General features: G+C 42.5%; 17 protein-coding genes and 1 other annotated feature. Of the genes, 10 read left to right on the top strand and 7 right to left on the bottom strand.

All coding sequences use genetic code 11. The features are described 5' to 3' along the window. Positions 1–408: 408 nt before the first annotated feature. From DYI25_RS12480 to ytxJ, 3 genes are all read left to right on the top strand, one after another. Positions 409–888, top strand: coding sequence for a DUF948 domain-containing protein (locus DYI25_RS12480; protein WP_213369150.1), 480 nt, complete (start codon positions 409–411; stop codon positions 886–888). Between the two features lie 17 nt (positions 889–905). Then, on the top strand, positions 906–1,388 hold the full coding sequence (locus DYI25_RS12475; protein ID WP_213369148.1) for a YtxH domain-containing protein: 483 nt from the start codon (positions 906–908) through the stop codon (positions 1,386–1,388). A 135-nt stretch (positions 1,389–1,523) separates the two neighbouring features. Then, positions 1,524–1,853, top strand: a complete 330-nt coding sequence (ytxJ, locus tag DYI25_RS12470; protein WP_213369146.1) for a bacillithiol system redox-active protein YtxJ — start codon at positions 1,524–1,526, stop codon at positions 1,851–1,853. Between the two features lie 25 nt (positions 1,854–1,878). Here ytxJ and pilM read toward each other — a convergent pair whose 3' ends face one another. Beyond that, on the bottom strand, positions 1,879–4,032 hold the full coding sequence (pilM, locus tag DYI25_RS12465; protein ID WP_249745308.1) for a cell division protein FtsA: 2,154 nt from the start codon (positions 4,030–4,032) through the stop codon (positions 1,879–1,881). A gap of 371 nt (positions 4,033–4,403) precedes the next feature. Here pilM and DYI25_RS12460 point away from each other — a divergent pair, with 371 nt between their 5' ends. Both DYI25_RS12460 and ccpA read left to right on the top strand, forming a co-directional pair. After that, the gene (locus DYI25_RS12460) at positions 4,404–5,477 is read left to right on the top strand and encodes a bifunctional 3-deoxy-7-phosphoheptulonate synthase/chorismate mutase (RefSeq protein WP_213369144.1); all 1,074 of its coding nucleotides are present in this window, start codon (positions 4,404–4,406) and stop codon (positions 5,475–5,477) included. Positions 5,478–5,739: 262 nt separating this feature from the next. Beyond that, complete coding sequence (ccpA, locus tag DYI25_RS12455; RefSeq protein WP_213369142.1) at positions 5,740–6,738, top strand: catabolite control protein A; 999 nt, start codon at positions 5,740–5,742, stop codon at positions 6,736–6,738. Positions 6,739–7,181: 443 nt separating this feature from the next. Here ccpA and DYI25_RS12450 read toward each other — a convergent pair whose 3' ends face one another. The 3 genes from DYI25_RS12450 to DYI25_RS12440 are packed head-to-tail and all read right to left on the bottom strand — an operon-like array spanning position 7,182 to position 9,671. Next, complete coding sequence (locus DYI25_RS12450; protein WP_213369140.1) at positions 7,182–8,354, bottom strand: acetoin utilization protein AcuC; 1,173 nt, start codon at positions 8,352–8,354, stop codon at positions 7,182–7,184. Next, positions 8,351–8,998, bottom strand: coding sequence for an acetoin utilization AcuB family protein (locus DYI25_RS12445; RefSeq protein WP_213369138.1), 648 nt, complete (start codon positions 8,996–8,998; stop codon positions 8,351–8,353). The genes DYI25_RS12450 and DYI25_RS12445 overlap by 4 nt, the downstream gene beginning before the upstream one ends. Before the next feature lie 40 nt (positions 8,999–9,038). After that, the gene (locus DYI25_RS12440; protein WP_213369136.1) at positions 9,039–9,671 is read right to left on the bottom strand and encodes a GNAT family N-acetyltransferase; all 633 of its coding nucleotides are present in this window, start codon (positions 9,669–9,671) and stop codon (positions 9,039–9,041) included. A 319-nt stretch (positions 9,672–9,990) separates the two neighbouring features. On the opposite strand from DYI25_RS12440, the gene acsA reads away from it, so the two are divergent. Beyond that, on the top strand, positions 9,991–11,709 hold the full coding sequence (gene acsA / locus DYI25_RS12435) for an acetate--CoA ligase (protein ID WP_213369134.1): 1,719 nt from the start codon (positions 9,991–9,993) through the stop codon (positions 11,707–11,709). A 506-nt stretch (positions 11,710–12,215) separates the two neighbouring features. Here acsA and DYI25_RS12430 read toward each other — a convergent pair. Beyond that, positions 12,216–15,122, bottom strand: coding sequence for a transglycosylase domain-containing protein (locus tag DYI25_RS12430; RefSeq protein ID WP_213369132.1), 2,907 nt, complete (start codon positions 15,120–15,122; stop codon positions 12,216–12,218). Positions 15,123–15,263: 141 nt separating this feature from the next. Continuing rightward, positions 15,264–15,484: a binding site (T-box leader), on the top strand. Positions 15,485–15,556: 72 nt separating this feature from the next. Here DYI25_RS12430 and tyrS point away from each other — a divergent pair. Continuing rightward, entirely contained in the window at positions 15,557–16,816 is a 1,260-nt protein-coding gene (gene tyrS / locus DYI25_RS12425) for a tyrosine--tRNA ligase (protein ID WP_213369130.1), read from the top strand. Between the two features lie 345 nt (positions 16,817–17,161). Here tyrS and rpsD read toward each other — a convergent pair whose 3' ends face one another. Beyond that, complete coding sequence (gene rpsD, locus DYI25_RS12420; protein WP_041965450.1) at positions 17,162–17,764, bottom strand: 30S ribosomal protein S4; 603 nt, start codon at positions 17,762–17,764, stop codon at positions 17,162–17,164. 454 nt (positions 17,765–18,218) lie between these two features. On the opposite strand from rpsD, the gene DYI25_RS12415 reads away from it, so the two are divergent. Both DYI25_RS12415 and megL read left to right on the top strand, forming a co-directional pair. Beyond that, positions 18,219–20,111, top strand: a complete 1,893-nt coding sequence (locus DYI25_RS12415) for a sensor domain-containing diguanylate cyclase (protein WP_213369128.1) — start codon at positions 18,219–18,221, stop codon at positions 20,109–20,111. Between the two features lie 221 nt (positions 20,112–20,332). After that, a complete protein-coding gene (gene megL, locus DYI25_RS12410) occupies positions 20,333–21,544 on the top strand; it encodes a methionine gamma-lyase (protein WP_213369127.1) in 1,212 nt (403 codons plus the stop codon). A gap of 53 nt (positions 21,545–21,597) precedes the next feature. Here megL and DYI25_RS12405 read toward each other — a convergent pair whose 3' ends face one another. Next, complete coding sequence (locus DYI25_RS12405) at positions 21,598–22,080, bottom strand: GAF domain-containing protein (RefSeq protein WP_213369126.1); 483 nt, start codon at positions 22,078–22,080, stop codon at positions 21,598–21,600. A 153-nt stretch (positions 22,081–22,233) separates the two neighbouring features. Here DYI25_RS12405 and refZ point away from each other — a divergent pair, with 153 nt between their 5' ends. Beyond that, the gene (refZ, locus tag DYI25_RS12400; protein WP_213369125.1) at positions 22,234–22,869 is read left to right on the top strand and encodes a forespore capture DNA-binding protein RefZ; all 636 of its coding nucleotides are present in this window, start codon (positions 22,234–22,236) and stop codon (positions 22,867–22,869) included. Positions 22,870–23,000 lie beyond the last annotated feature (131 nt).

The raw sequence follows: 23,000 nt of genomic DNA, 5'->3' as shown, positions 1-23,000 counted from the left end.
GGAAGCGAAATAGTAAGTTTATGGAATATTAGATCGTCAATGAAGCTGATTGGAGCACGAAAAAGCAAATGTATGGAAAGGCAGGTCGCCAATGAAGCTGATTGGCACCCGAAAAAGCAAGTTTATAGAAAAGGAGGTCACCATTGAAGCCGGTTGGATCAAGTATGCTGTAGTACCTTCATTTCTATCAATTAGTTTCAACTATATGTAACTTACTCAAATCATGTCTTTTGAAGTCTACGGATCTCTCATCGCATTCGAACTTTCTGCTGGATTTTTTAATTGTAGAAAGATATTCTTATTCAGGAAGGAAAAGGGTATGCTTATATTGAAATACATATTAGACAAGGTGGTTTACGTCGCTTGCTGCGGGGTAAAATGTACATATGCTAACGGAGGTGTTCAACAGTGGAAATTATTTTGTATTTAAGTGTTGCTGTTATAGCAATCGCATTCTTGGTTTTGGTAATCTCACTATCCAAAACTCTAAAATCCTTACAAACAACTTTAGACAGTGTATCAGGCACACTTGATGGGCTGGAGAAGCAGTTGGATGGAGTGACTCGTGAAACAACGGAACTTCTGCATAAAACTAACAATTTGGCCGACGATATTTCCAGAAAATCTGAGAGCTTGAACGGTGTTGTTAATGCTGTGAAGGATGTAGGAAATTCTGTTCAGAGATTCAATCAATCTATTCATAATGTCCAAACAATGGTGGATCTTCAGATTGACAAAAATAAGGACAAGATTTCTCAGGTTGTTCAATGGAGCAACGTATTCCTTGAGTTGAAGGATAAGTGGCAATCAAAAAAAACAGCCAAGATTGACCATCAGCTGGAAGGCGAAGAGATGGTATCAAGGCAGCGTGAACGTGTTCGGTATTAATGAAAGGTGGAGATAGAATGATGAACAGAGAACAAAGCCAATATGATGTAAACGAATCGATGAGGGAGACTAGCAACAATTCCAGAGATTTTGTGGCTGGAGCTATTGTTGGCGGACTTGCCGGGGCACTGGCGGCACTATTGCTTGCTCCTAAGTCAGGAAAAGAGTTAAGAGGATCGCTCAATGAGCAAACTTCTTCACTTAAGAACAAGAGTTCAGATCTTGCGTCTGTAGCGAAGGAGAAAGCAAGCGGCTTGAAAGACACTGTTTCACAGCAGTCTTCTACGATCGTTAACAAGGTGAAGGACATGAAGAACAAGAGCGGCAATACTTCAGAGAACACGGATGTTGACGAGGAAGAACTTCAAGAAGTGCCTACTTCCATGGCAGAGACAAGCTCAATGGAAAACACTCATACTGCTACTGGCGAAGAAATCCAAAAGAAGCTTGAAGAAACGCAAAAAGCTTTCGATGATACTGAAAACAAGCTGAATCAGTAAGTTTGTCAATGAAACGGTGAAGTGGTAAGATAACTTCACCGTTTATTTTTTTATAAAAAAAGCCTGTGTTGAATCTGGAAGTTAGTAGGGAAAGCAACACTTTACCGTTAAGAGGCTTAAAAAGGAGAGAGTAGGATGAAAAAGATTGATTCAATCGAACAATTTGACAAACTTGTCGATTCCGGTGAAACATTCTTCATGCTGAAGCACAGCACTACCTGCCCAATTAGCTCGGCAGGATATGATGAATTCGCGAAGTTCGAGAATGCTGGCAACGAGAATCTATATTATCTAACAGTCCAGGACTCACGTGACCTATCCAACCATATTGCTGAGAAATTTCATGTTAAACATGAATCACCGCAGGCAATTTTATTTGTGAATTCAGACGTTGTATGGCATGCTTCCCATTTTAAAATCACCTCAAAATCATTGGCGGGAGCTAAAGAAGAAAATGTAAAGTAAAAAAACATCCACAAAGGATGTTTTTTTACTTGAGGCCTACTGGGCTTTCAAAGGTTATATTCAGCTCATCACCGGGTGCAAGTCGATCATCAAACGCTGCTTTTTCTCCATTTTTCAACAGTGTGAATCCGCGGCTGTCCATTGGGATTTCAAACTGTGCAAAGTTGAATAAGTCCTGAAAGATAAATGGCTGAACATCTTTTTGTTTTGTGGATATATGGTCCCCGCTATGTATGCGTTCGTCCATCCCAAGCTTAATGCCCCCGCGAGTGAATTCCATTATTTCTTGTTCGAGCTGGATTTGCTGGCCGTTGAAGAATATCGGCATGCAATCAGTACCAGGTATCCCCAGCATTTCTACTAGTCTTCTAAGTGTAGGTTCCGTTCCTTTTTCAAAACGGATGTCGTCAAGATGGTCAATTTTATTTTGTAAGTTTGCTGCCAATCCGTTTACATAAATTTTTCCCGAGAACTCTATGATTTTGTGTTCTATTCCATCAACCTTTATAAAAAATGGGCGAGTGACATTAAGCAGTTCTGCGAGTTTAAGTTCCTTTAGAATGCCTTCAATTGTGTCTGGCATAACAAAAACAATTTCGCCCCTGTCTGCAACAGGCTGGGACATCGAAGCAGGGAGACTATTGCAGGTTAACTTTGCACTTACTTCATACCTTTTGCCATCGATGATGACGGTTTTGGATGGAAGCTCTCCAATCAAGTCACCAAGTGTCAGTTCCGGTCTGACTCCATCCTCTCCCTTTTGGACAGTTAGTTTATCTCCTCCATCCACCTGATCATCGAATGTGCAAGGTAAACCGTTTTTCAACAATACTGGTTGCTGCCCATGCTTACCTGGTATAGTCACATTTTTGCCATTCAGGCTGACAATCATAGCGAGGCCCGGCCTTCCGTAAAGCTTGTTCATTTTAATGCCGGCAGCGAGCAGGCAGTCTCCCACGGTCAATTTGTTGACCTCGAACAGTCTTACCGGCTGGTCGTTAACATACACGGTATGATATTGGACAGGAGATTGTTTTGCCGCAATGGCAATTCCGATTGGCGTTACAAGTTCAGGGCCTTTGGTTATATGATCAGCGAATGAAACGGAGTTGATTGCATCAAGTCCACGGATGGCGACCCTGTTTTCCGGCAGGTTCAACTTTGTGGCAAGCCTCCTGGGCAGATCAGGTGTAAGACTTCCGCCTCCAACAAGCATGACTGCTTTAGGAGATTTATTGCCATTCAACCTCAGGATTTCCTCTCCGATTGTTTCTGCCAAACGATCAATCGCCGGGGCAATACGTTCAACAGCTTCATCCTTGCTAATCGTTGTTTCAAAGCCAAGTATGTCTGTGATCGAGATTGATTCATTTTCAAGCAAATCGCGCTTTGCTTTTTCAGCAAGAGGGAAGTCAAGCAAAAACTCTTCACTAACAGCTTCAGTAATCTCATCCCCTGCTACAGGCACCATTCCATATGCAATTACTGTCCCAGAGTCAGTAAGAGCGATATCGGATGTCCCTGCACCTATATCAACAAGAGCGACATTCAATCTTCTCATTGAGGCAGGAATCAATACATTGATAGCGGCAATCGGTTCAAGAGTAAGTGCGTCCATCTCAAGGCCAGCCCGGTCCAAAGCGGATAGCAATGATTCAACGACTACTTTTGGCAGAAAGGTCGCAATGATTTCCACAGAAGCTTCATTTCCACGCTGATCAATCAGGCTGCCGATTTCTTCTCCATCAAGCTGGTAATAAAGTACAGAGTATCCGACACAATAATAGTGATGCTCATTGTTTTTTTCACCAGCAACGGCAGCTTGTGCCTGCTGGACTGCGCTTAATTCAAGATGGAGGATATCTTGCTTTGAAAACATTGGCTTGCCGGAAATATCGGCTACAGCCTTTGATTGTTCTGTTTTCAGGGCGCGGCCAGCTGCAGCAACACAGACCTTTTTTAAGGTGCCATGTAAAGCTTCCAATGCCTCTTTGATTTCAGTGATGATTTCGGATACTGACAAAACATCATGGATTTGGCCGTCCAGCATCGACCTTTCCTTGTGTTCACGCACAATGATGTCGATCGCTTTATAGTGTCCATCTGATTCCTCCAGGATGATTCCCACAACAGACCTGGTTCCTATATCTAACGCAAACAGTTTATTATTCACATGCAATTTATGCACCCTCTAACTTAAGTTCTCATACGATGCTTTATCACTTAAAAGCGTTTAATTATTAAAGAATTTTACGTGACAATCCAAATCATTTCAGATATAATTACCTTTATCATATTATACAGCTTGATTCATAGTACATTAACTGCATAATATCATCGGGCTTCTATTCTTTTATCGGCTTTGTAATGACATTGCTTTAGACTAGAGCCGCAGAAAGCTGATTTTAAAAAAAGCATCATAATAATCCTGGTGCTATAACAAATCAGATTATACACATTTCGGGAGTGCAGTTAGAGTGTTTGGAATCTCTTTGTTTGAAAGGTCCTAGGGTTAGGGCAAAAATGTATTCCGAAAGGACGGGACAGAAAATGAGTAAAAATCTTGATCAGCTTAGAAATCGTGTGGATGAATTGAATTTAGAGCTTCTATCATTAATTAATGAAAGAGCCCTGCTCGTCCAGGAAATTGGCCGTGCAAAAGAAACTCAGGGTGTCTACCGTTATGACCCTGTGCGTGAGAGGGAAATGCTTGATTTGATCAAGGAGAAAAATAACGGTCCTTTTGAGAATTCGACAATTGAACATATTTTTAAAGAAGTTTTCAAGGCAGGCCTTGAGCTTCAATCGGATGACCATCGTAAAGCTCTTCTCGTTTCGAGAAAGAAGAAGCCTGAGGATACCATTATTGATATTAAGGGCTTGAAAATCGGCGATGGCACACCGGACTTTGTTTTCGGTCCTTGCTCAGTTGAATCATATGAACAAGTGGCGACTGTGGCTGAGGCAGTTAAAGCGAAGGGCTTCAAGATGCTGCGTGGCGGAGCTTTCAAGCCTCGGACTTCACCTTATGACTTCCAAGGATTAGGGGTAGAAGGACTTAAAATCTTAAAGAGAGTCGCAGATGAATATGATCTTGCCGTCATTAGTGAAATTGTCACGCCGGCCGATATCGAAATCGCTGTCGACTACCTTGATGTTATTCAAATCGGGGCACGCAATATGCAAAACTTCGAGCTCCTTAAAGCTGCAGGGGCTGTAAATAAACCTATTTTACTTAAGCGTGGACTTGCCGCAACAATTGAAGAGTTCATTAATGCGGCAGAATATATCATGTCACAGGGCAATGGCCAGATCATTCTCTGTGAGCGTGGAATCCGGACATACGAAAGGGCCACAAGGAATACACTTGATATCTCTGCAGTGCCAATTTTGAAAAAGGAAACACATTTGCCAGTCATGGTAGACGTTACCCACTCTACAGGCAGAAGAGACTTGTTGCTGCCAGCAGCCAAAGCTGCACTTGCAATAGGGGCAGATGGGGTTATGGCAGAAGTTCATCCAGATCCAGCAGTAGCATTATCCGATAATGCCCAGCAGATGGACCTTAAGCAGTTCGATGAGTTTTTAGAAGGATTAAAAAACACCCCGTTTGTGAGAGTATAAAGTTCTTGAAACCTTCCTTTCTTTAGGAAGGTTTTTTTATGGCATCTTTTAGGGTAACGTAAAAAGAAGTGATTTTAACAGAAATAGTGATAAAAATAAATAAATTAAGTTGTTCAGATTGCGGGATTGGTAAGGATGTCGTATGATTAATAACATAATTATGCTTGTACATATAATCACAAACTTAAAAAATGATTATTGTGGCAATTTTTGCTGTAAACTAACTGAAAAGCGCCGTTTATTACCTGAAGGAGTGAAATAGATGAATATTACAATATATGATGTTGCACGGGAAGCGAACGTTTCAATGGCAACGGTTTCACGTGTTGTCAATGGGAACCCGAATGTAAAGCCAGCTACAAGGAAGAAAGTCATGGAGGTTATCGATCGTCTTGGATACCGCCCGAATGCTGTTGCACGCGGACTGGCAAGCAAAAAGACGACGACTGTCGGAGTCATCATACCCGATATTGCAAGCCCGTTTTTTGCTGAGCTGGCAAGGGGAATCGAAGATATTGCTACAATGTACAAATACAATATTATCTTGAGCAACTCTGACCAAAATATTGAAAAAGAACTGCATCTGTTAAATACCATGCTCGGCAAACAAGTAGACGGAATCGTTTTCATGGGCGGCAATATTAAGGCCGAGCATGTTGAGGAATTCAAGAAGTCCCCGGTACCAATCGTCCTAGCTGGTTCGATCGAAGAAACAGGTGAAATTCCATCAGTCAACATTGATTATGAGCAGGCAACATTCGATGCTGTTTCTACTTTTATTGAAAAAGACCATAAAGAAATCGCATTCGTAATTGGACCACAGCTAGAGCCAATCAACAAGGATAAAAAGCTTGAAGGATACAAGCGCGCATTAAAAGATGCTGGAATCGAATATAACGAAGAGCTTGTTGTCGAAGGGGATTATACGTATGATTCAGGACTCGAGGCTATTGAAAGAATCCTTGAGCTTGATAAGAAGCCAACAGCAATCCTTGTCGGATCAGATGAAATGGCACTTGGCGTAATCCATGGTGCATTTGACCGCGGCTACAGCGTGCCTGAGGATTTCGAGGTAATCGCTTCGGACAACACAAGGCTTACCCTAATGGTACGTCCGCAGTTGACAACGATTGTCCAGCCTTTATACGATATCGGAGCAGTTGCGATGCGCTTATTGACAAAATATATGAACAAAGAAAACGTTGATGAGAATATCGTCGTCTTGCCGCACCGAATCGAGAACAGAAAATCTACGAAATAACAGAGTAGCCCCTTGCATTTTACGATGCAAGGGGCTTTTTATAGAGAAATGAAGCCAGCTAAAGCTATTAAGACTGAAATCAACGAGATAATTGTCAAAATCATGTGTTTGAAGGAAGAAATTGACCATTATAATGAAAAGTGCCGACCAAAGATTCAAATATATAAGCTTCTAATGAAATAACAGCCATTTTTTCAGTTAATATGACCACAAATGTATTGTATCGAGCACTTCCTTCAACTATTTCGACCACAAATTAAAATATTTCGATCAATTTTTCCATTTTTTCGACCACATTTCAAATTAATTCGGCCACTTTTCAAATTAATTGGACCAACTCTATAAATACCGCTTCGAACTACCTTTTCCGGTATCCTAATCAAACTCTCTCGCTTATTAAAAAACCACACAAAAAACCGGGACATAATCTCCCGGTTTCAAATTTACACAGTTTCAGATTTTTTATTTGAGCGGATTGGATACAAGGCTTTTTCCACTGTCTGGGCATTCTTTTCGGTGATTTCCGGTTTACGCGGAATAGGCGGATATAAATCTTCAGGATCGTCCCACTGCTGTGGCAATTCCACAGGTGCTTGATTCTTCCATTCTTCTATCCACTCCTGCGGCAAGCTGCCATAACAGTTTGAGTTTTCAATCATTTCTAGCCAGATTAATGACCAGGCTCTTGGCACAACGCGCCAAATATCGTAGCCTCCGCCGCCTACAGCAATCCACTTCCCGCCGCAATATTTATGGGCGACTTCATGTGCAAGCTTAGGGATTTCCCGGTAAATTTGCATCGTAGCTGATAAATGGGTCAATGGATCAAGATAATGAGCATCTGCACCATTTTGAGTGAGTATCACGTCCGGTTTAAAAAACTCTGCCACTTCCATCATTGCTTGTCTGTAGGCATCGAGCCAGGAGTCATCCTCTGTGAAGGCATCGACAGGGATATTGAAAGAATATCCATAGCCTTTGCCCTGGCCGCGTTCATTCACATTTCCTGTCCCTGGAAAAAGGTAGCGTCCCGTTTCATGAATCGAAAGAGTGCATACATCTGGATCATCGTAAAATGACCATTGAACTCCGTCTCCATGATGGGCATCAGTATCGACATATAAAACGCGTGCATTGTATTTTTTCTGCAAGTATTTTATTGCGACAGAACTGTCATTGTAAATACAGAATCCTGATGCTTTTCCACGGAAGCCATGATGCAGGCCGCCGCCCAGATTAAGTGCGTGGTTGGCTTTGCCGGTCATGACATAATCCACTGCTGTCAGGGTGCCCCCAACCAGCAAAGCGCTCGCTTCATGCATATTGGCAAAAATCGGTGTGTCTTCCGTTCCCAGTCCATATCCTTCAGCGGATTCACCCTTAAGCTTTCCCTGGCCAGCAAGCTTAACAGCGTTTACAAAATTGGGGTCATGAATGAGGTGAAGTTCCTCATCCGTTGCCATCCGAGGCGCAACAATATGTTCTTCATCCATTGCCCCCATTTTACGCAGCAAATCCAGCGTAAGCTTCAACCGCATCTGGTTGAAAGGATGGTGGCTGCTGAATCGATAATTCAGCAGCTCTTCTGAAAAGACAAATACAGAGCGATCGCTCATGATGAAACACCCGGAAGGTTCGGCCAGAGTACGTGATGTCCGGCCTTTTTCAAGTCCTCAATCACCGCGATTGGATTCATCGTCTGGATTCTTACAACGAGAATTTTATAACGTTCATCCTTTTGGTCAGGGTATACGAGCACACTCTGAATATTGGCTTTCCTCATGCTGATAACAGATGCGATTTCACAAAGCATTCCTGCTTTGTTTGGTACTTTGACTTCAATTTGCGAACCAGGCTGATGTGCGCCTGTAAGCTCAACGAGGGTATGGAGCAGGTCAGTTTCAGTGACGATACCTACCAGCTTCTTATCCTTTGTGATTGGCAGGCAGCTAATATTATGTTCATAAAAAACTGCCGAAATTTCCTCGACAAAATCGAGAGGATGTCCAGTGATCACATTAGTCGTCATAATCGATTTGACTGGATTCTCGAGTTCACCTTTATGCTCATCCCAATGGAAAACGGATGGAGCGGCATCCTTGATATCCCTGTCTGATACCAGACCGATTACGCCCTCGTCCTTATTCACTATTGGGATATGGCGGATCTTTTTATCCGCCATTAGCTTGATCGCATCCGCAATTGTATTTTCAGGAAAAAGTGTCGTGACATCCCTTTTCATAATTTCCTCGACGATCATGGTTCCTTCCTCCTTGAATGATGAGGTATCTAAAATATCATCAATACATAAAACGGTTCATAAATCTTAGCTGGTCAAACTGCTGGATAGATTCCGGCGGAATTCTTTTGCCGATTCGCGCCATCAAACAGTTTGCTGGATGGGAGCTGATTTCCGGATCATCTGTCGCGTACCAGGTTAGACCGCCAGCATTCATCATTTTTTCCATGACTTTACGGTATTCCCAAACATTCAAGCCGGTTCCTTTTAGGTCCCAATGCCAGTAGTATTCAGTTGTGATAATGATATAATCTTCCATCGCGTCATCCATCATGGAAACCATCAGCAAATTCTTGCCGACTCGGCTGCCGCGGAATTCAGGAATGACCTCGATTGCACCAAGTTCTATTAAATCTTCCATTTTTCCTTCAGACCATCTTTCAAGCGGATCAGGATAGAGATAAGTAACATAGCCCACAATCATATGACCTGAGCGCGCTACGATGATCCTTCCCTCCGGCAGGCCGGCAATCTCAACCAATGCCTTGTGCTGCTGGGCAGGGGGACGGAATGCCACCAAATCTTCGTGGAATTCATAGCTTGCCAGTTTTTCCGGAGAAATCGGGCCTTCAATGATCAAACGGCCATGAGGAGTTTTTAATTCTTTTGCGTTATAAGTCTTTTTATGTTCCATTCAGTCACCACCCGTCAACAATTCAAACGATAATTCTATTATACATAAAATCTAACAGATAAAAGCGCTTTCACAAAATTTTCTGTATTTGAATATGAATTTTTTATAAAAGAAAACTGCTTTAGAACACTGATATTTTCAACAATATATATATACGAAACTCCCCCATAAAGCGATGCGTATTTGTAATAGAAATAAACGTAATGAAACTTTTCTTATTTAATAAGCACTTTATTTTCTACTAATATTTTAAAAATTGAGAAAATCGAATTTTTGTACTATAATGGATTTTAAATATAAAGCCAAGGGGGATGGATACATGAAAGTGGAAGCGCTACCAGTTACACAAGGGGATCATAACTTGAAAAATTATCAGGAGCTTCATGGGCACTTTGATTGGAGTGAAGCGGAGAAAGAGTTTTCCTGGTCTGAAACAGGCAGGGTCAATATGGCTTATGAAGCAATCGACCGCCATGCCGAAGGATTTAGGAAAAATAAAATTGCGCTATATTATCAGGATGGGGTGCGCAAGGAAAAATATACTTTTAAAGAGATGAAGGACCTCACCAATAAAGCTGGCAATGTTTTTAAAACTTATGCGGATGTGGAAAAAGGGGACCGCGTGTTCATTTTCATGCCTCGTTCTCCAGAACTGTATTTTGCTGTTCTCGGGGCGGTCAAGCTAGGCGCGATTGTAGGTCCACTTTTCGAAGCATTCATGGAAGGTGCTGTCCGTGACAGACTGCAGGACAGCGGCGCAAAGGTATTGGTAACGACGCCTGAGCTTCTTGAGCGTGTTCCTGTAGATGAACTCCCTGACTTGAAGCATATACTTCTTGTAGGCGACAATATTGAGGAAAACAACAAGTATGTTAATTTCAAGCAAAAGCTAGCTGAAGCCAGCAAGAAGCTTGATATCGAGTGGGTTGACCGCAAGGATGGGCTGATTCTACATTACACTTCCGGATCGACTGGAAAGCCTAAAGGAGTGCTCCATGTACATAATGCGATGATCCAGCATTATCAGACTGCCAAATGGGTACTTGACCTTAAAGAAGAAGATGTATACTGGTGCACAGCGGATCCAGGCTGGGTAACAGGAACTTCATACGGGATTTTTGGCCCATGGCTAGCAGGAACGTCTAATGTAATCATTGGCGGACGTTTCAATCCAGAGACATGGTATAAAATGATTGAAGAGTACGGAGTGACTGTCTGGTACAGTGCCCCTACAGCTTTCAGGATGCTGATGGGTGCGGGGGATGAGGTTGTAAAGAAGTTCGACCTTGGCTCACTTCGCCATATCCTGAGTGTCGGTGAACCCCTTAACCCAGAGGTAGTTAGATGGGGAATGAAAGTGTTCAACCTGCGCATCCATGATACATGGTGGATGACTGAGACAGGGGCACAATTAATCTGTAACTATCCAAGCATGGAAATCAAGCCTGGATCAATGGGTAAACCAATCCCAGGAGTAAAAGCCGCGATTGTCGATGATCAGGGCAACGAATTGCCTCCATACAGAATGGGGAATTTGGCGATCCAAAAGGGCTGGCCATCAATGATGCATACAATCTGGAACAACCCTCAGAAGTATGAGTCTTACTTCATGCCTGGTGACTGGTACGTGTCCGGTGACTCAGCATATATGGATGAAGATGGCTACTTCTGGTTCCAGGGACGAATTGATGATGTCATCATGACTTCTGGTGAGCGTGTCGGACCATTTGAAGTCGAAAGCAAGCTGGTTGAACACCCTGCAGTTGCTGAAGCTGGTGTCATTGGCAAACCAGACCCAGTCCGCGGTGAAATCATCAAGGCGTTCATCGCATTGCGTGACGGTTATGAGCAGTCCGATGAATTGATCGAAGAGATTCGCCAATTCGTTAAAAAAGGACTTGCTGCACATGCTGCGCCGCGTGAAATCGAATTCCGTGATAAGCTGCCGAAAACACGAAGCGGTAAGATCATGCGCCGTGTATTGAAGGCCTGGGAACTTGATCTCCCAACTGGCGACCTTTCTACAATGGAAGATTAAAAGAATACATGAAAAAGAGCGTGAAACTTGGTTTCACGCTTTTTTAGCGTCTGGTAAAAATGTTTTAAAGTGCAAATTACAACTATAAATCAACAAAGAAGTTCATGAAATCTATTTATTCATTCCCAAAAGTTCAGCGATCGTATCAGAACTACCAGGTGTAAATAAGTATAATGATAACCCAATAAACAAAATACCCATCAGGCCAAGAAATATAACCCTGCTCTTAAAACAAGAAAAATTCCGATAAAAAGAATTATAAAATAATAAAATCCCAATTCATCACCTCATTATTTTTCGATGAAAATGATAAAGCCAATAATTGTCCTTGCATAAGTTTAGCGTAAATTTCCAAATTTGTATTTCTGATTTTACAGCCAAGCATGTTTTAACATAAGAATTTTTGCAGAATGACAGTACTGGCATAAAAAAACAGTCCAATTCAGGTTCGAATTGGACTGTTAATACCGTGCTATTTACTTTTTTATCGTTTTATTTATTATAAACTAATTACCATTTCCATTCCCATCGCCGTTTCCATCACCTTCACCGTCTCCATCTCCAGGAGGTGGTGGTGGAGGTGGCTTAGGAGGATCCTTTGGTTTAGGATCAGTTGGAGGCGGATCTTTTGGTTTTGGATCTTCTGGCGGATCCTTAGGCTCTGGCTTTTGGCCGATTTCAATGATATTGGATGGTGCTGATTCTTTTCCAGCTATATCGACAGCCGTGACATAGAATGAGCCGTCTCCAACATTGAATGCTAGTTCCGCTCCTGCCTTGATGCTGCCGACCTTTTTCTTATTGTTATAGATTCGATAACCGACAATATCATTTTCAGGGTGTTTGCCCCAGGTGATTGTTTTTCCTGAAAGCTTGATTCCCAGTGCTGCAGGAGTCTTGCCATTTTCACTCAGCTTATCATCCGCAACGAGGATTTTGTTCCATGCATCCTTTTTAGGGATAAGCTGCTGCGGGTCTCTTATCTTATGGCCGATGATGCTTTCCATATATTCTGGATTCAGGATCACGCCAGTGTCCGTAAATTCAGATGGTGTTGAATCAAGTGCGATATAGCGCTTGTCACCAACGGTAACGAATTTGTTTTCAACAAGGCTGTCATCAATTTTAGATGGTGCATATTTTGCAATAAAGTAATCAGATTCAACAAGTCCTGCTTTAGAGCAAGCGCTTGAAGGCAGCAATCCAGACACTGCACAATAAGATCTCTTTACGATTCCGCCAGGCATTTTGAAGCGTTCTTCTGGGTCGACTAGCTGAGGTGCTACGGAATAGGCGTCATTCATCAGGTCTGCCCAGATGTATTGGGTTCTTACACCATAGGTAAGTCCGTTATATTTTCTTTCCAATGGTTTTGGTGTGTCATACCCAAGCCAGACACCGAAAGAGACATTAGGATTGGTTGCCACAAACCATGAGTCAATATATTCATGGCCAGTTCCTGTTTTACCAGCCCAATCAGATCCGAATTTTAGTCTGCTCTTTACCGCAGTTGCTGTTCCGCGGTTGATAACATCACGCATCATATCGATTGTAAGATATGAAGTCTGCGGACTGAAAACATCCACCGGTTCTGATTTTTGCTGAAAAATAACATTCCCATTCTTATCAACAATCTTTTCAATCATATAAGCATCAATGAATTTCCCGCCATTTGCGAATGTACCGAATGCGTTGGTATTCTCTTCAACAGTGACACCGCCTCGCAAGGAACCAATTGATGTGGATAAGTTTTCATAATCATCCTTATGCAAATTGGAAAAACCCATTTTATCAAGAAAATTCGCTGGCCTTTGGCCGATGATGCTCTTATATGCGAGAACAGCCGGAACGTTATAAGACTTCGTCAATGCATGTCTTGCAGAGGTCAACCCGCTGTACCTCATATCATAGTTATTAGGCCAAGCCTTCCCCGGTCCATTTAAAAACACTTGGACGTCTGGAAGTACAGAACCAGGATGCAATTTCCCAAGCTCCATTGCAGGTGCATAGACAAGGAGCGGCTTCATCGTGGAACCGTTCTGTCTTGGAGCACTTGTAGCGTGATTGATCTGTTCACGCTTGAAGTTGCGGCCTCCGACAAAACTAATGATTTTTCCGGTCTTGTTTTCAATCAGGGAAGCGCCAATTTCAACAGGCTCCTGAACCACGATCTTTTTGTTCGGATCATCCGGATCTGGAACTTCCTGTGGTTTATCGCTGCCATAATAAGCATAGTTCTTTGCTGTTTCCTGCATTTTTTCATAAATTTCTTTATTGATTGTCGTATAAATCTTATAACCATTCTGACGGAGGTCACGGTCTGCAAGTGCATGATACTCTGCCAACAGTTTCTCGTCTTTATTCAAATCCTCAATTTCATATCCATCGCGTTCAGCAAGGATTTTCGCAAGGACCTGGACAGAGCGTTTCTCAATTTCAAAAGTTAAGAACGGGTATTGCTCAACGGTATTATCACTAGGAACCTCTTTTACAAAGTCCTTGGTAATATCATAGTTAATCGCATCTTTGAACTCTTCCTCGGAAATGAAACCTGCTCCATGCATACGTGTGACGACTGTCTTGTACCTTGACAGGCCTGGTTCCAGTCCGGCCGGGTCCTTTAGCTTGCCATGGTCGCTGCTAAAAGGAGTATATCCGAACGGGCTCTGTGGAAGTCCTGCGATAAAAGCGGCCTGAGGCAATGTCAGGTCCTTCGCATCTTTTCCAAAGATTCCTTTTGCTGCGGCCTGAACACCGGCAATGTTGCTGCCGTTCGCATTTCGGCCAAAAGTCGCAACGTTCAAATAGGCTTCAAGGATTTCCTTTTTATCAAAGAATTTTTCGAGACGCAGGGCGAGCAGAATCTCTTTCGCCTTACGTTCGAAGGAAATTTCATTGGTAAGGATTTGGTTCTTGATGAGCTGCTGTGTCAATGTACTTCCCCCGGAGGATGTCGCTGAGTTTGTAACCTCCTGGAAAAGTGCACGCATGATTGCTTTTGGAACGACGCCATCATGCTCGTAAAAGTACTCATCTTCTGTTGCGACTACTGCATTTACCAAATGCTTCGACATATCATCAAGCTTTACTTCCTCACGGTACAAATCCGTACGGAGCTTGCCAAGATAAACATCGTTATCAAAATATAAATCCGATGTTTCTTCATAGTTGTAAATATCTTTCCTCATATTTTCATAAGGTCTGATTTGTTCATCTTTGACAAGGGATGCAAAATAACCTGCACCTGTTCCTCCGGCAAATCCAGCACCGAGGGCTAGCACAATGATCAATAACAACAGCATGTTCCAGACAACCGAATAAGTAATCCTGGCTCCTTTTACGGTCTTTTTATTCGTAAAAAAAGCACCAAAGGATTTAAGCTTCTCTTTCCAAGCCTGTTTTCCTTCATGCATTCATATCATTCCCCCTAAAATCACATATATTATAGCACAATCAGGCTGTCGAATAGATGCTAATGTTAATTTTTCTGAAAATTAGTGTCGAATTTGACAACATCTATCGCTTTATGGTAAAAATGCTTTATTAACTTTATAGTAAAAGCTGTGAAGGGAATTAGTAGTGCTTCTGTCAATGTTCCAGAAAGCCGGCGGCCGCTGTGAGCCGGTACAAACAGAAGGATGAATTACCTCCCCGAGCGCCGCAGTGAACAAGTTCTTCAGTAGCCGCGGCCGGTTTAACCGTTATTTTATTGAGTGGAAGACATTTTTTATTTTGTTTTCAAGCCGGGTGGTACCGCGCATATAGCGCCCCTGCATTTATTGCAGGGGCGTTTTTTATTTCGTGGAAATCCGGTTCAGAAATATATACTTGAATGGAGGAAGAAAAGATGGAATTACTAAAAGACCTCGAGTGGCGCGGGATTATTTATCAGCAAACAGATGAAGAGGGAATGAAGGATCTGCTTTCAAAGGAGAAAATCTCTCTTTACTGCGGAGTCGATCCAACAGCGGACAGCATGCATATCGGTCACCTTCTTCCGTTCCTGACACTGCGCCGTTTCCAAAATGCGGGGCATCGTCCAATTGTTCTTGTCGGTGGAGCTACTGGCTTGATTGGCGACCCAAGCGGCAAGAGTGAGGAGCGTAAACTGCAGACACTCGAGCAAGTTCAAGTGAATGTAGATGGCATCAGAAAGCAGCTTGAGCAAATTTTCAGTGTGGAAGGTGAAAATGGCGCACTAATGGTCAACAACTACGATTGGGCTGGGTCCATGGATGTTGTTACATTCCTGCGTGACTTCGGAAAACATGTTGGCGTGAATTACATGCTGGCAAAGGATACAATCGCTTCAAGACTTGAAACAGGAATTTCATTCACGGAATTCACTTACACAATCCTGCAGGCAATGGATTTCTACCACTTATACGAAAAACACGACTGCAAGCTGCAGATTGGTGGAAGCGACCAGTGGGGTAATATCACAACAGGACTTGAATTGATTCGTAAAATGTCTGCAGAAGGCTCCAAGGCTTTTGGTCTGACAATCCCGCTTGTAACGAAGGCAGACGGAACAAAATTTGGAAAGTCAGAAAGCGGTGCTGTATGGCTTGACCCGGAAAAAACATCTCCATACGAGTTCTACCAGTTCTGGATCAACACAGCTGATGCCGATGTCGTGAAGTACTTGAAATTCTTTACTTTCTTAGAAAAAGAAGAAATCGAAGCGCTGGAAAAAGCGGTTGAGGAAGAACCACATCTTCGCAAGGCTCAAAAAGCCCTTGCTGAAGAAATGACACGCATGATTCATGGTGAAGAATCCCTTCAGCAGGCAATCAGGATTTCAGCAGCACTTTTCAGCGGCGACATTAAAAACCTAAGCGCTGATGAAATCAAGCAAGGCTTCAAAGATGTTCCTTCTTTTACAGTAGAAGGGGAAGGTGAACAAGGATTAGTCGACTTGCTGGTTGCGGCGAAAATCTCGCCATCCAAGCGCCAGGCACGTGAAGATGTATCAAACGGAGCAGTCTCCCTGAATGGTGAACGCGTAACTGATACTGCATATGTCCTTAGCGACGCAGACAAGATCGAAGGACAGTTCACGATCGTCCGCCGCGGCAAAAAGAAGTACTTTATGATCAAATACTAATGAAAGAACAGCCTTCCCGGTCAGGAAGGCTGTTTTACTTATCCTGGGCGATAATATTACGTTGCTGAATTTGTTTTTTTCTTCATTTTCACCCTGCCAACTAAACAATTCCGCGAAACTTTGGATGAATTCCGCGAAACTACAATCGAATCCCGCGAAATTCACCAGGTATTCCGCGGAAATCAATCATAATTCCGCGATATGTATAATTTTACTCAAAAAGAGCATTTAGTAATAAGGATAAACGATCTTGTCGTGCATTGGTTCTCCAGTTTTTCGGCTGCAACAGTTTTTATCCAAAACAAAAACCCCAGCCAAATCGGCTGGGGTTTTTTAAGCACTCTATTAACGAGAGTAGAATTCAACGATAAGAGCTTCGTTGATTTCAGCTGGAAGTTCAGAACGCTCAGGCATGCGAGTGAAAGTTCCTTCTAGCTTGTCTGCGTCGAAAGTCAAGAAGTCAGGTACGAAGTTGTTTACTTCGATTGCTTCTTTAACAACATCAAGGTTACGAGACTTTTCACGAAGTGTGATTGTCTGACCAGGAGCTACGCGGTAAGATGGGATATCTACGCGTGCGCCATCAACCATGATGTGGCCGTGGTTTACTAACTGGCGAGCTGCACGACGAGTGCGAGCAAGACCAAGACGGTAAACAACGTTGTCTAAACGAGCTTCAAGAAGAATCATGAAGTTTTCGCCGTGCTTACCAGGCATTTTACTTGCTTTGTCGAACAAGTTACGGAACTGGCGCTCAGTAACTCCGTACATGTGACGAAGCTTTTGCTTCTCTTGTAATTGTAATCCGTATTCGGATAATTTTTTACGCTGGTTAGGACCATGAGGACCTGGTGCGTAAGGGCGTTTTTCTAATTCTTTACCTGTACCGCTTAGTGAAATTCCAAGACGGCGGGATAGTTTCCAGCTTGGGCCGGTATAACGAGCCATGAATGACTCCTCCTTAGTTTTTATTTTGTAAAATAAAAACAGATTGTGATTAATCATTTATGGGTATTTTGTTTTCATGTACCTTCGCCCTAGCAGCAGCGGGTTACGAGATACACCATCAAACATTGTTCGAGGAACAAAATACATACATAATGTAGATCACATAGGCTGCGATATTTTACACAAAGAGTATTATATAATTTATGTTGCTATAAAGTCAAGGACATATTTAAAATAATGCAATTATGATCTCGTTTCTTTACCTAAAAAGTTTGTCTTTTATATCATACTATTTTACTAGGCCTATGATATAATGAATAGTAATTGTTGTATTTTTCAAATATTTGGATATTACCTTGCCACGTGATGAATCATTTTAGTTTATTCAGGCTGCTGCCTGTCCAAACAGCTACTTACAAATCGCTGTTAAGTGATTTTAAAACAGGTGATATATATGGAAGAATTATTAGAACGCGAAATTATATTAGAACTGAAAAGCCGATATTTTGATTTGATCAGCACTGGCAGATTATCTTTTTCTTTCTCAGAAGTTCTTTCGCAAATGTTGGCTATTTTAAAAGAACTCCTGAAAGCCGATGAGGTCGATTTCTACAGCTGCCAAGAATGGAAACCGGGGATGTTCCTGGAGGCTTCAACTCGTTTATCAATTAATGACGGAGTGACGGGAACTTTTTCCGATTGTCTGGTAAGTGAATTAGCCCAAAAAAACTATTCCTTCTTTAAAAATCCAGAATCCTTGCCTCAATACGAACTCTTGCTTGTCATGGCGGCTAATGAAAAACCAAAGGGGCTGTTTGGTTTTCAAATCACCAGTGGTTCACTAAGCCGGCTATCAGACCGGTTCTTCAATAAGCTTTCTTATGAATGCAATGTGTTTATTGAGAAGGTGCGAAGCCTGGCCGATACGATGGAGGAAGAAAAAAGATATAAGCAATTATTCAGGGTGACGAAGAAATTCCATTCGACGATGGATATGGATGCCGTGCTTGGTGAAATCATTTCCACACTAAGAGAGGTATATCCCTCTTTTACCTATTACCTTCTTTTGTCTCATGACCATAAGGGATATGGAGGATTGCCGGTAAAAGACCTTGAATACGATAGTGATAACCTGACTGCAATGCAGTCATATGTAAGTGGGAAGATCCAGTTCGAGGACTCTGTCACAGAAAAAAATTCAATCATGTACGCACCTTTAAAAGGAAAACAGGGTGTTTACGGAGTTTTGCAGGTCATTGCCCCAAACTCACTTGTTTTTCCACAAAATGAAGTTGAGTTCATCAAGCTGCTCGCCAATACAGCGGGCAGTGCGTTGGAGAACGCCAAGCTTTATGAGCAATCCAGGAAATTGATTGCCGACTTGCAGTTGATCAATGAAACTTCGCATCAATTGAATACAAGCTTGCGCCTGACAGATACGATGAGGTTTATCTGCGGACAAATCATCAAATCCTTTAACGCTCAGGAAGTCGGTTTCATCATGCTTGACGAAGACCATGATGACTATTCAGTTCTCCAGGGCAGCACTAGCTTTTTCTTTTCAATGGATGCTTCCAACTATATATTGAGGATGGCAAAACGAATCAAGCAGGATATGGAACCATTGTTCATTGGAGATATCTCAACTGATAGCGAAGACTCTTCCTTGCACTTCCACTCGATTATGGGTGTCCCGATGATCCAGAGCGGGGAATTAAAGGGATTTGCGCTTGTCATGCATGAAGAGCCTTATCACTTTGCGTTTGATACGTTCAAGCTGCTCCAGTCTCTTATTCATCATTCAACTTTAGCTTTTACTAATTCCATGCTGCGTGAAGAGCTGGAGAAAATGGTTGTGACGGATCATTTGACGAAGCTGTATTCTCGAGGATATTTGGATGACAAAATGAATCTCTCCATGCTTGAAGATCAACAGGGAACTTTTATTTTAATTGATATTGATAACTTTAAAAGTGTTAATGATCAGTATGGTCATCAGGTTGGGGATGAGGTTCTCAATCAGCTGGCCCGCCAGATTGCGAAAAACATTCGCGGAACAGACATTGGTGCCAGATGGGGTGGGGAGGAACTGGCGATTTATTTGCCAGGAGCACCTCTCGATACGGGTGTCATGATTGCGAATAGGCTGGTAGAAAAAGTTGAAAAACATACGAACCCCAATGTCACTGTATCATGCGGTGTATCCACATGGGTCAGGGGACAGGAGGATACGACCAAGACCGTGTTCAAAAGGGCAGACCAGGCTCTTTATAAAGCAAAGGGGTCAGGCAAGAATAAAGTAGTGGTCCATAACGAAGACCAGTCTTACTTTAGTGATAAAGTATGATCTCACTTTGAGAATTATCCAGTTTCATCGCTTGTCGGTACTCACCAAGGCGTTTACGCATTTCTTAAAAGCACTCAGAAATGAGTGCTTTTTCTATTTAACAAACCACAGGACTTTTTCAGTTGGTGTGAGTGAAATCACTTTCCATATCAGGTTAAATATCATATCCTGATTATGGGGGTATTTTGTAAGCGTTTACAGAACATATAGGAGGAATCGTAATGGGAGAGAAAAGATTCGAAACAGAAGTGATCCATTCTGGATATAAGTCGGACGAATTCAGGGGAAGCCTTGCCCCTCCATTATTTCAAACTAGTACGTTCACTTTCGATACTGCTGAACAGGGAGAAAGGCGCTTTGCTGGGGAAGAGGAAGGGTTTATATATTCACGTCTTGGAAACCCTACAGTTGCCATGCTGGAAGAACGGATGGCAACGATCGAAAAAGGGGAGAAAGCCCTTGCGTTCGCTTCAGGGATGGCTGCTGTCTCTGCGATATTAGTAGCGCTGACACGCTCAGGGGACCACATCCTTTGCTCACAGGGAGTGTATGGATGTACGTTCGGACTTCTGCAGCTCATGAAAGAAAAATATGATATCAACCATGATTTTTCAATGATGTCGACGAGAGAAGAAGTATTGGCTGCTATTACTTCAGAGACAAGAGTCATTTATATCGAGACGCCGATCAATCCAACAATGAGACTGGTTGACCTGGAAATGGTCGCGGAAGTCGCGAGGGAAAAAGGGATTCCGGTAGTTGTTGATAATACATTCAGCTCGCCTTATCTCCAGAATCCGCTCAAGCTTGGCTGTGATTTTGTCATTCACAGCGCTACGAAGTATATTTGTGGACATGGAGATGTCATAGCGGGTGTAGCAGTCGGTCCGAAGGAGATCATGGCAAAAATAGCCATGACAACGCAAAAGGACATTGGCGGCGTGATTTCACCGTTTGATGCGTGGTTATTGCTTCGTGGTTTGAAAACATTGCCGGTAAGGATGGACCGCCATTGTGACAATGCTGAAAAACTGGCAGCCTATCTTTCTGACCATCCTGCAGTTGAAGAAGTCATTTTCCCAGGCGATCCAAAGCATCCCGATTACGCAATTGCCAAAAAGCAAATGCGCAAGCCGGGCGGCCTTATATCCTTTAACATCAAAGGGGGCCAAAAAGACGCGCAGTCATTTATGAACAAGTTAAAGCTTATTAAAATAGCAGTAAGCCTTGGTGATGCAGAAACACTGATCCAGCACCCTGCGACGATGACTCATGCCGTAGTACCGAAAGAAGCAAGAGAAAAAATGGGGATCAAAGACAACATGCTCCGGCTGTCAGTTGGATTGGAAGCATGGGAAGATATCAGAGATGACATTGAAGCAGCATTCGAGGCTGTTAGGAAAAAAAGTACAATGGAAACTGGCTCGATTTAATGTCAAAAACCCTCCCAGAATGCGGGAGGGTTTCTCTATGTTCTCTGTCTATACTAGCTTATATACTGCACCAACACTGCAACGAATTCCTCGAGCTTTTGCTGGTCCAATTCATCAAAGCGATTTTTTTCCGGAGAATCAATATCAAGGACACCTATTACGTTCCCATCTTTAATCATCGGAACGACGATTTCTGATTGTGACGCTGCATCACATGCGATGTGGCCAGGGAATGCATGGACATCTTCCACTCTTAGTGTTTCCTGCTTGGATGCGGCTGTACCACAAACTCCTTTGCCGAGCGGGATTCTGACACAGGCTGGAAGGCCTTGGAATGGACCGAGGACAAGCTCGCCATCTTCCATCAGGTAAAAGCCGACCCAGTTTACGCGATCGAGAAATTGGTTCAATAAAGCAGAAGCATTGCTAAGATTCGCAATCGCATTCTTTTCATCCTCCACCAACGCTTTTAGTTGCTTGATCAATAAATCGTAGTTTTTTTCACGGCTGCTGCTGTAAGTTTCGACTTTAAACACAGTATTTCCCCCTCATTCTTGAAGTTTTACTCTACATTGTATCAAAAATCGGCGAAACAATGGAGACTTTGTCGAGCTTTTTATAAAGGAAATTTAAATCATTTCCAGAAAGGTAAACAATAAGGTTAATTGCGGAAAGTGAGGGGTGGAGCAATGAGAAAAAATTCAAAAGCTGCGATTATTGATGCGGCCATCTACTTATTCAATACGAAGGGGTTCAATGGGACATCAGTGAGGGATATTGCAGCAAAGGCAGATGTAAATGCAGCGAATATCTCATACTACTTCCAGAATAAAAATGGACTCCTCGAAAATTGTTTTACCGTTTTTTTCGAAAGCTATCTTGAAGAATTGGAAAAGGGCTTTTCGTTGCTAGAGTGCGGTGCGGAGATCTGCCTGAAGGCGATGGTTGACAATGTATTGAGATACCAATGCCAAAATATCCAATTGACAAGGTTTATTTTAAGAGAGATGACGATAGATTCTCAGGTTGTCAGGGAAATTATGTCGACCTACCATGTGAAAGAACGCTATATGTTTAAAAAGGTGCTAGAAGCTGGTATGGCGAACGGGGAATTTAAGAAGCATTCCATCCAGTTCAGTATTCTACAGTTAAAAGGACTGCTATCGATGCCATTTTTGAATACCCACTATGTGACGGAGGTTCTCCATGTGCAGCCTCATGAAAAATACTTTGCTGACAAATACAGCTATGAGATTTCACAATGGATTAAAGGAACCCTTTGTACAGGTAATCAAGTGCAGGAGAAATTGTTGATTAACATATAGGAAACCGGTAAAGCTTCCGGTTTCCTTATTTATTGAGATAAGAATATATTAATTCTACTTCGAGAAATGTCCAGCTCCAGCGCCTAGCCAGTTTTCATCCCTGAGAGTGCTTCCTTGAGTATCTTGCGATA

This window comes from Mesobacillus boroniphilus (assembly GCF_018424685.1).
In the GTDB taxonomy this organism is placed as follows: domain Bacteria; phylum Bacillota; class Bacilli; order Bacillales; family Cytobacillaceae; genus Mesobacillus; species Mesobacillus boroniphilus_A.
This window is presented reverse-complemented; position numbering and strand designations above follow the sequence as displayed.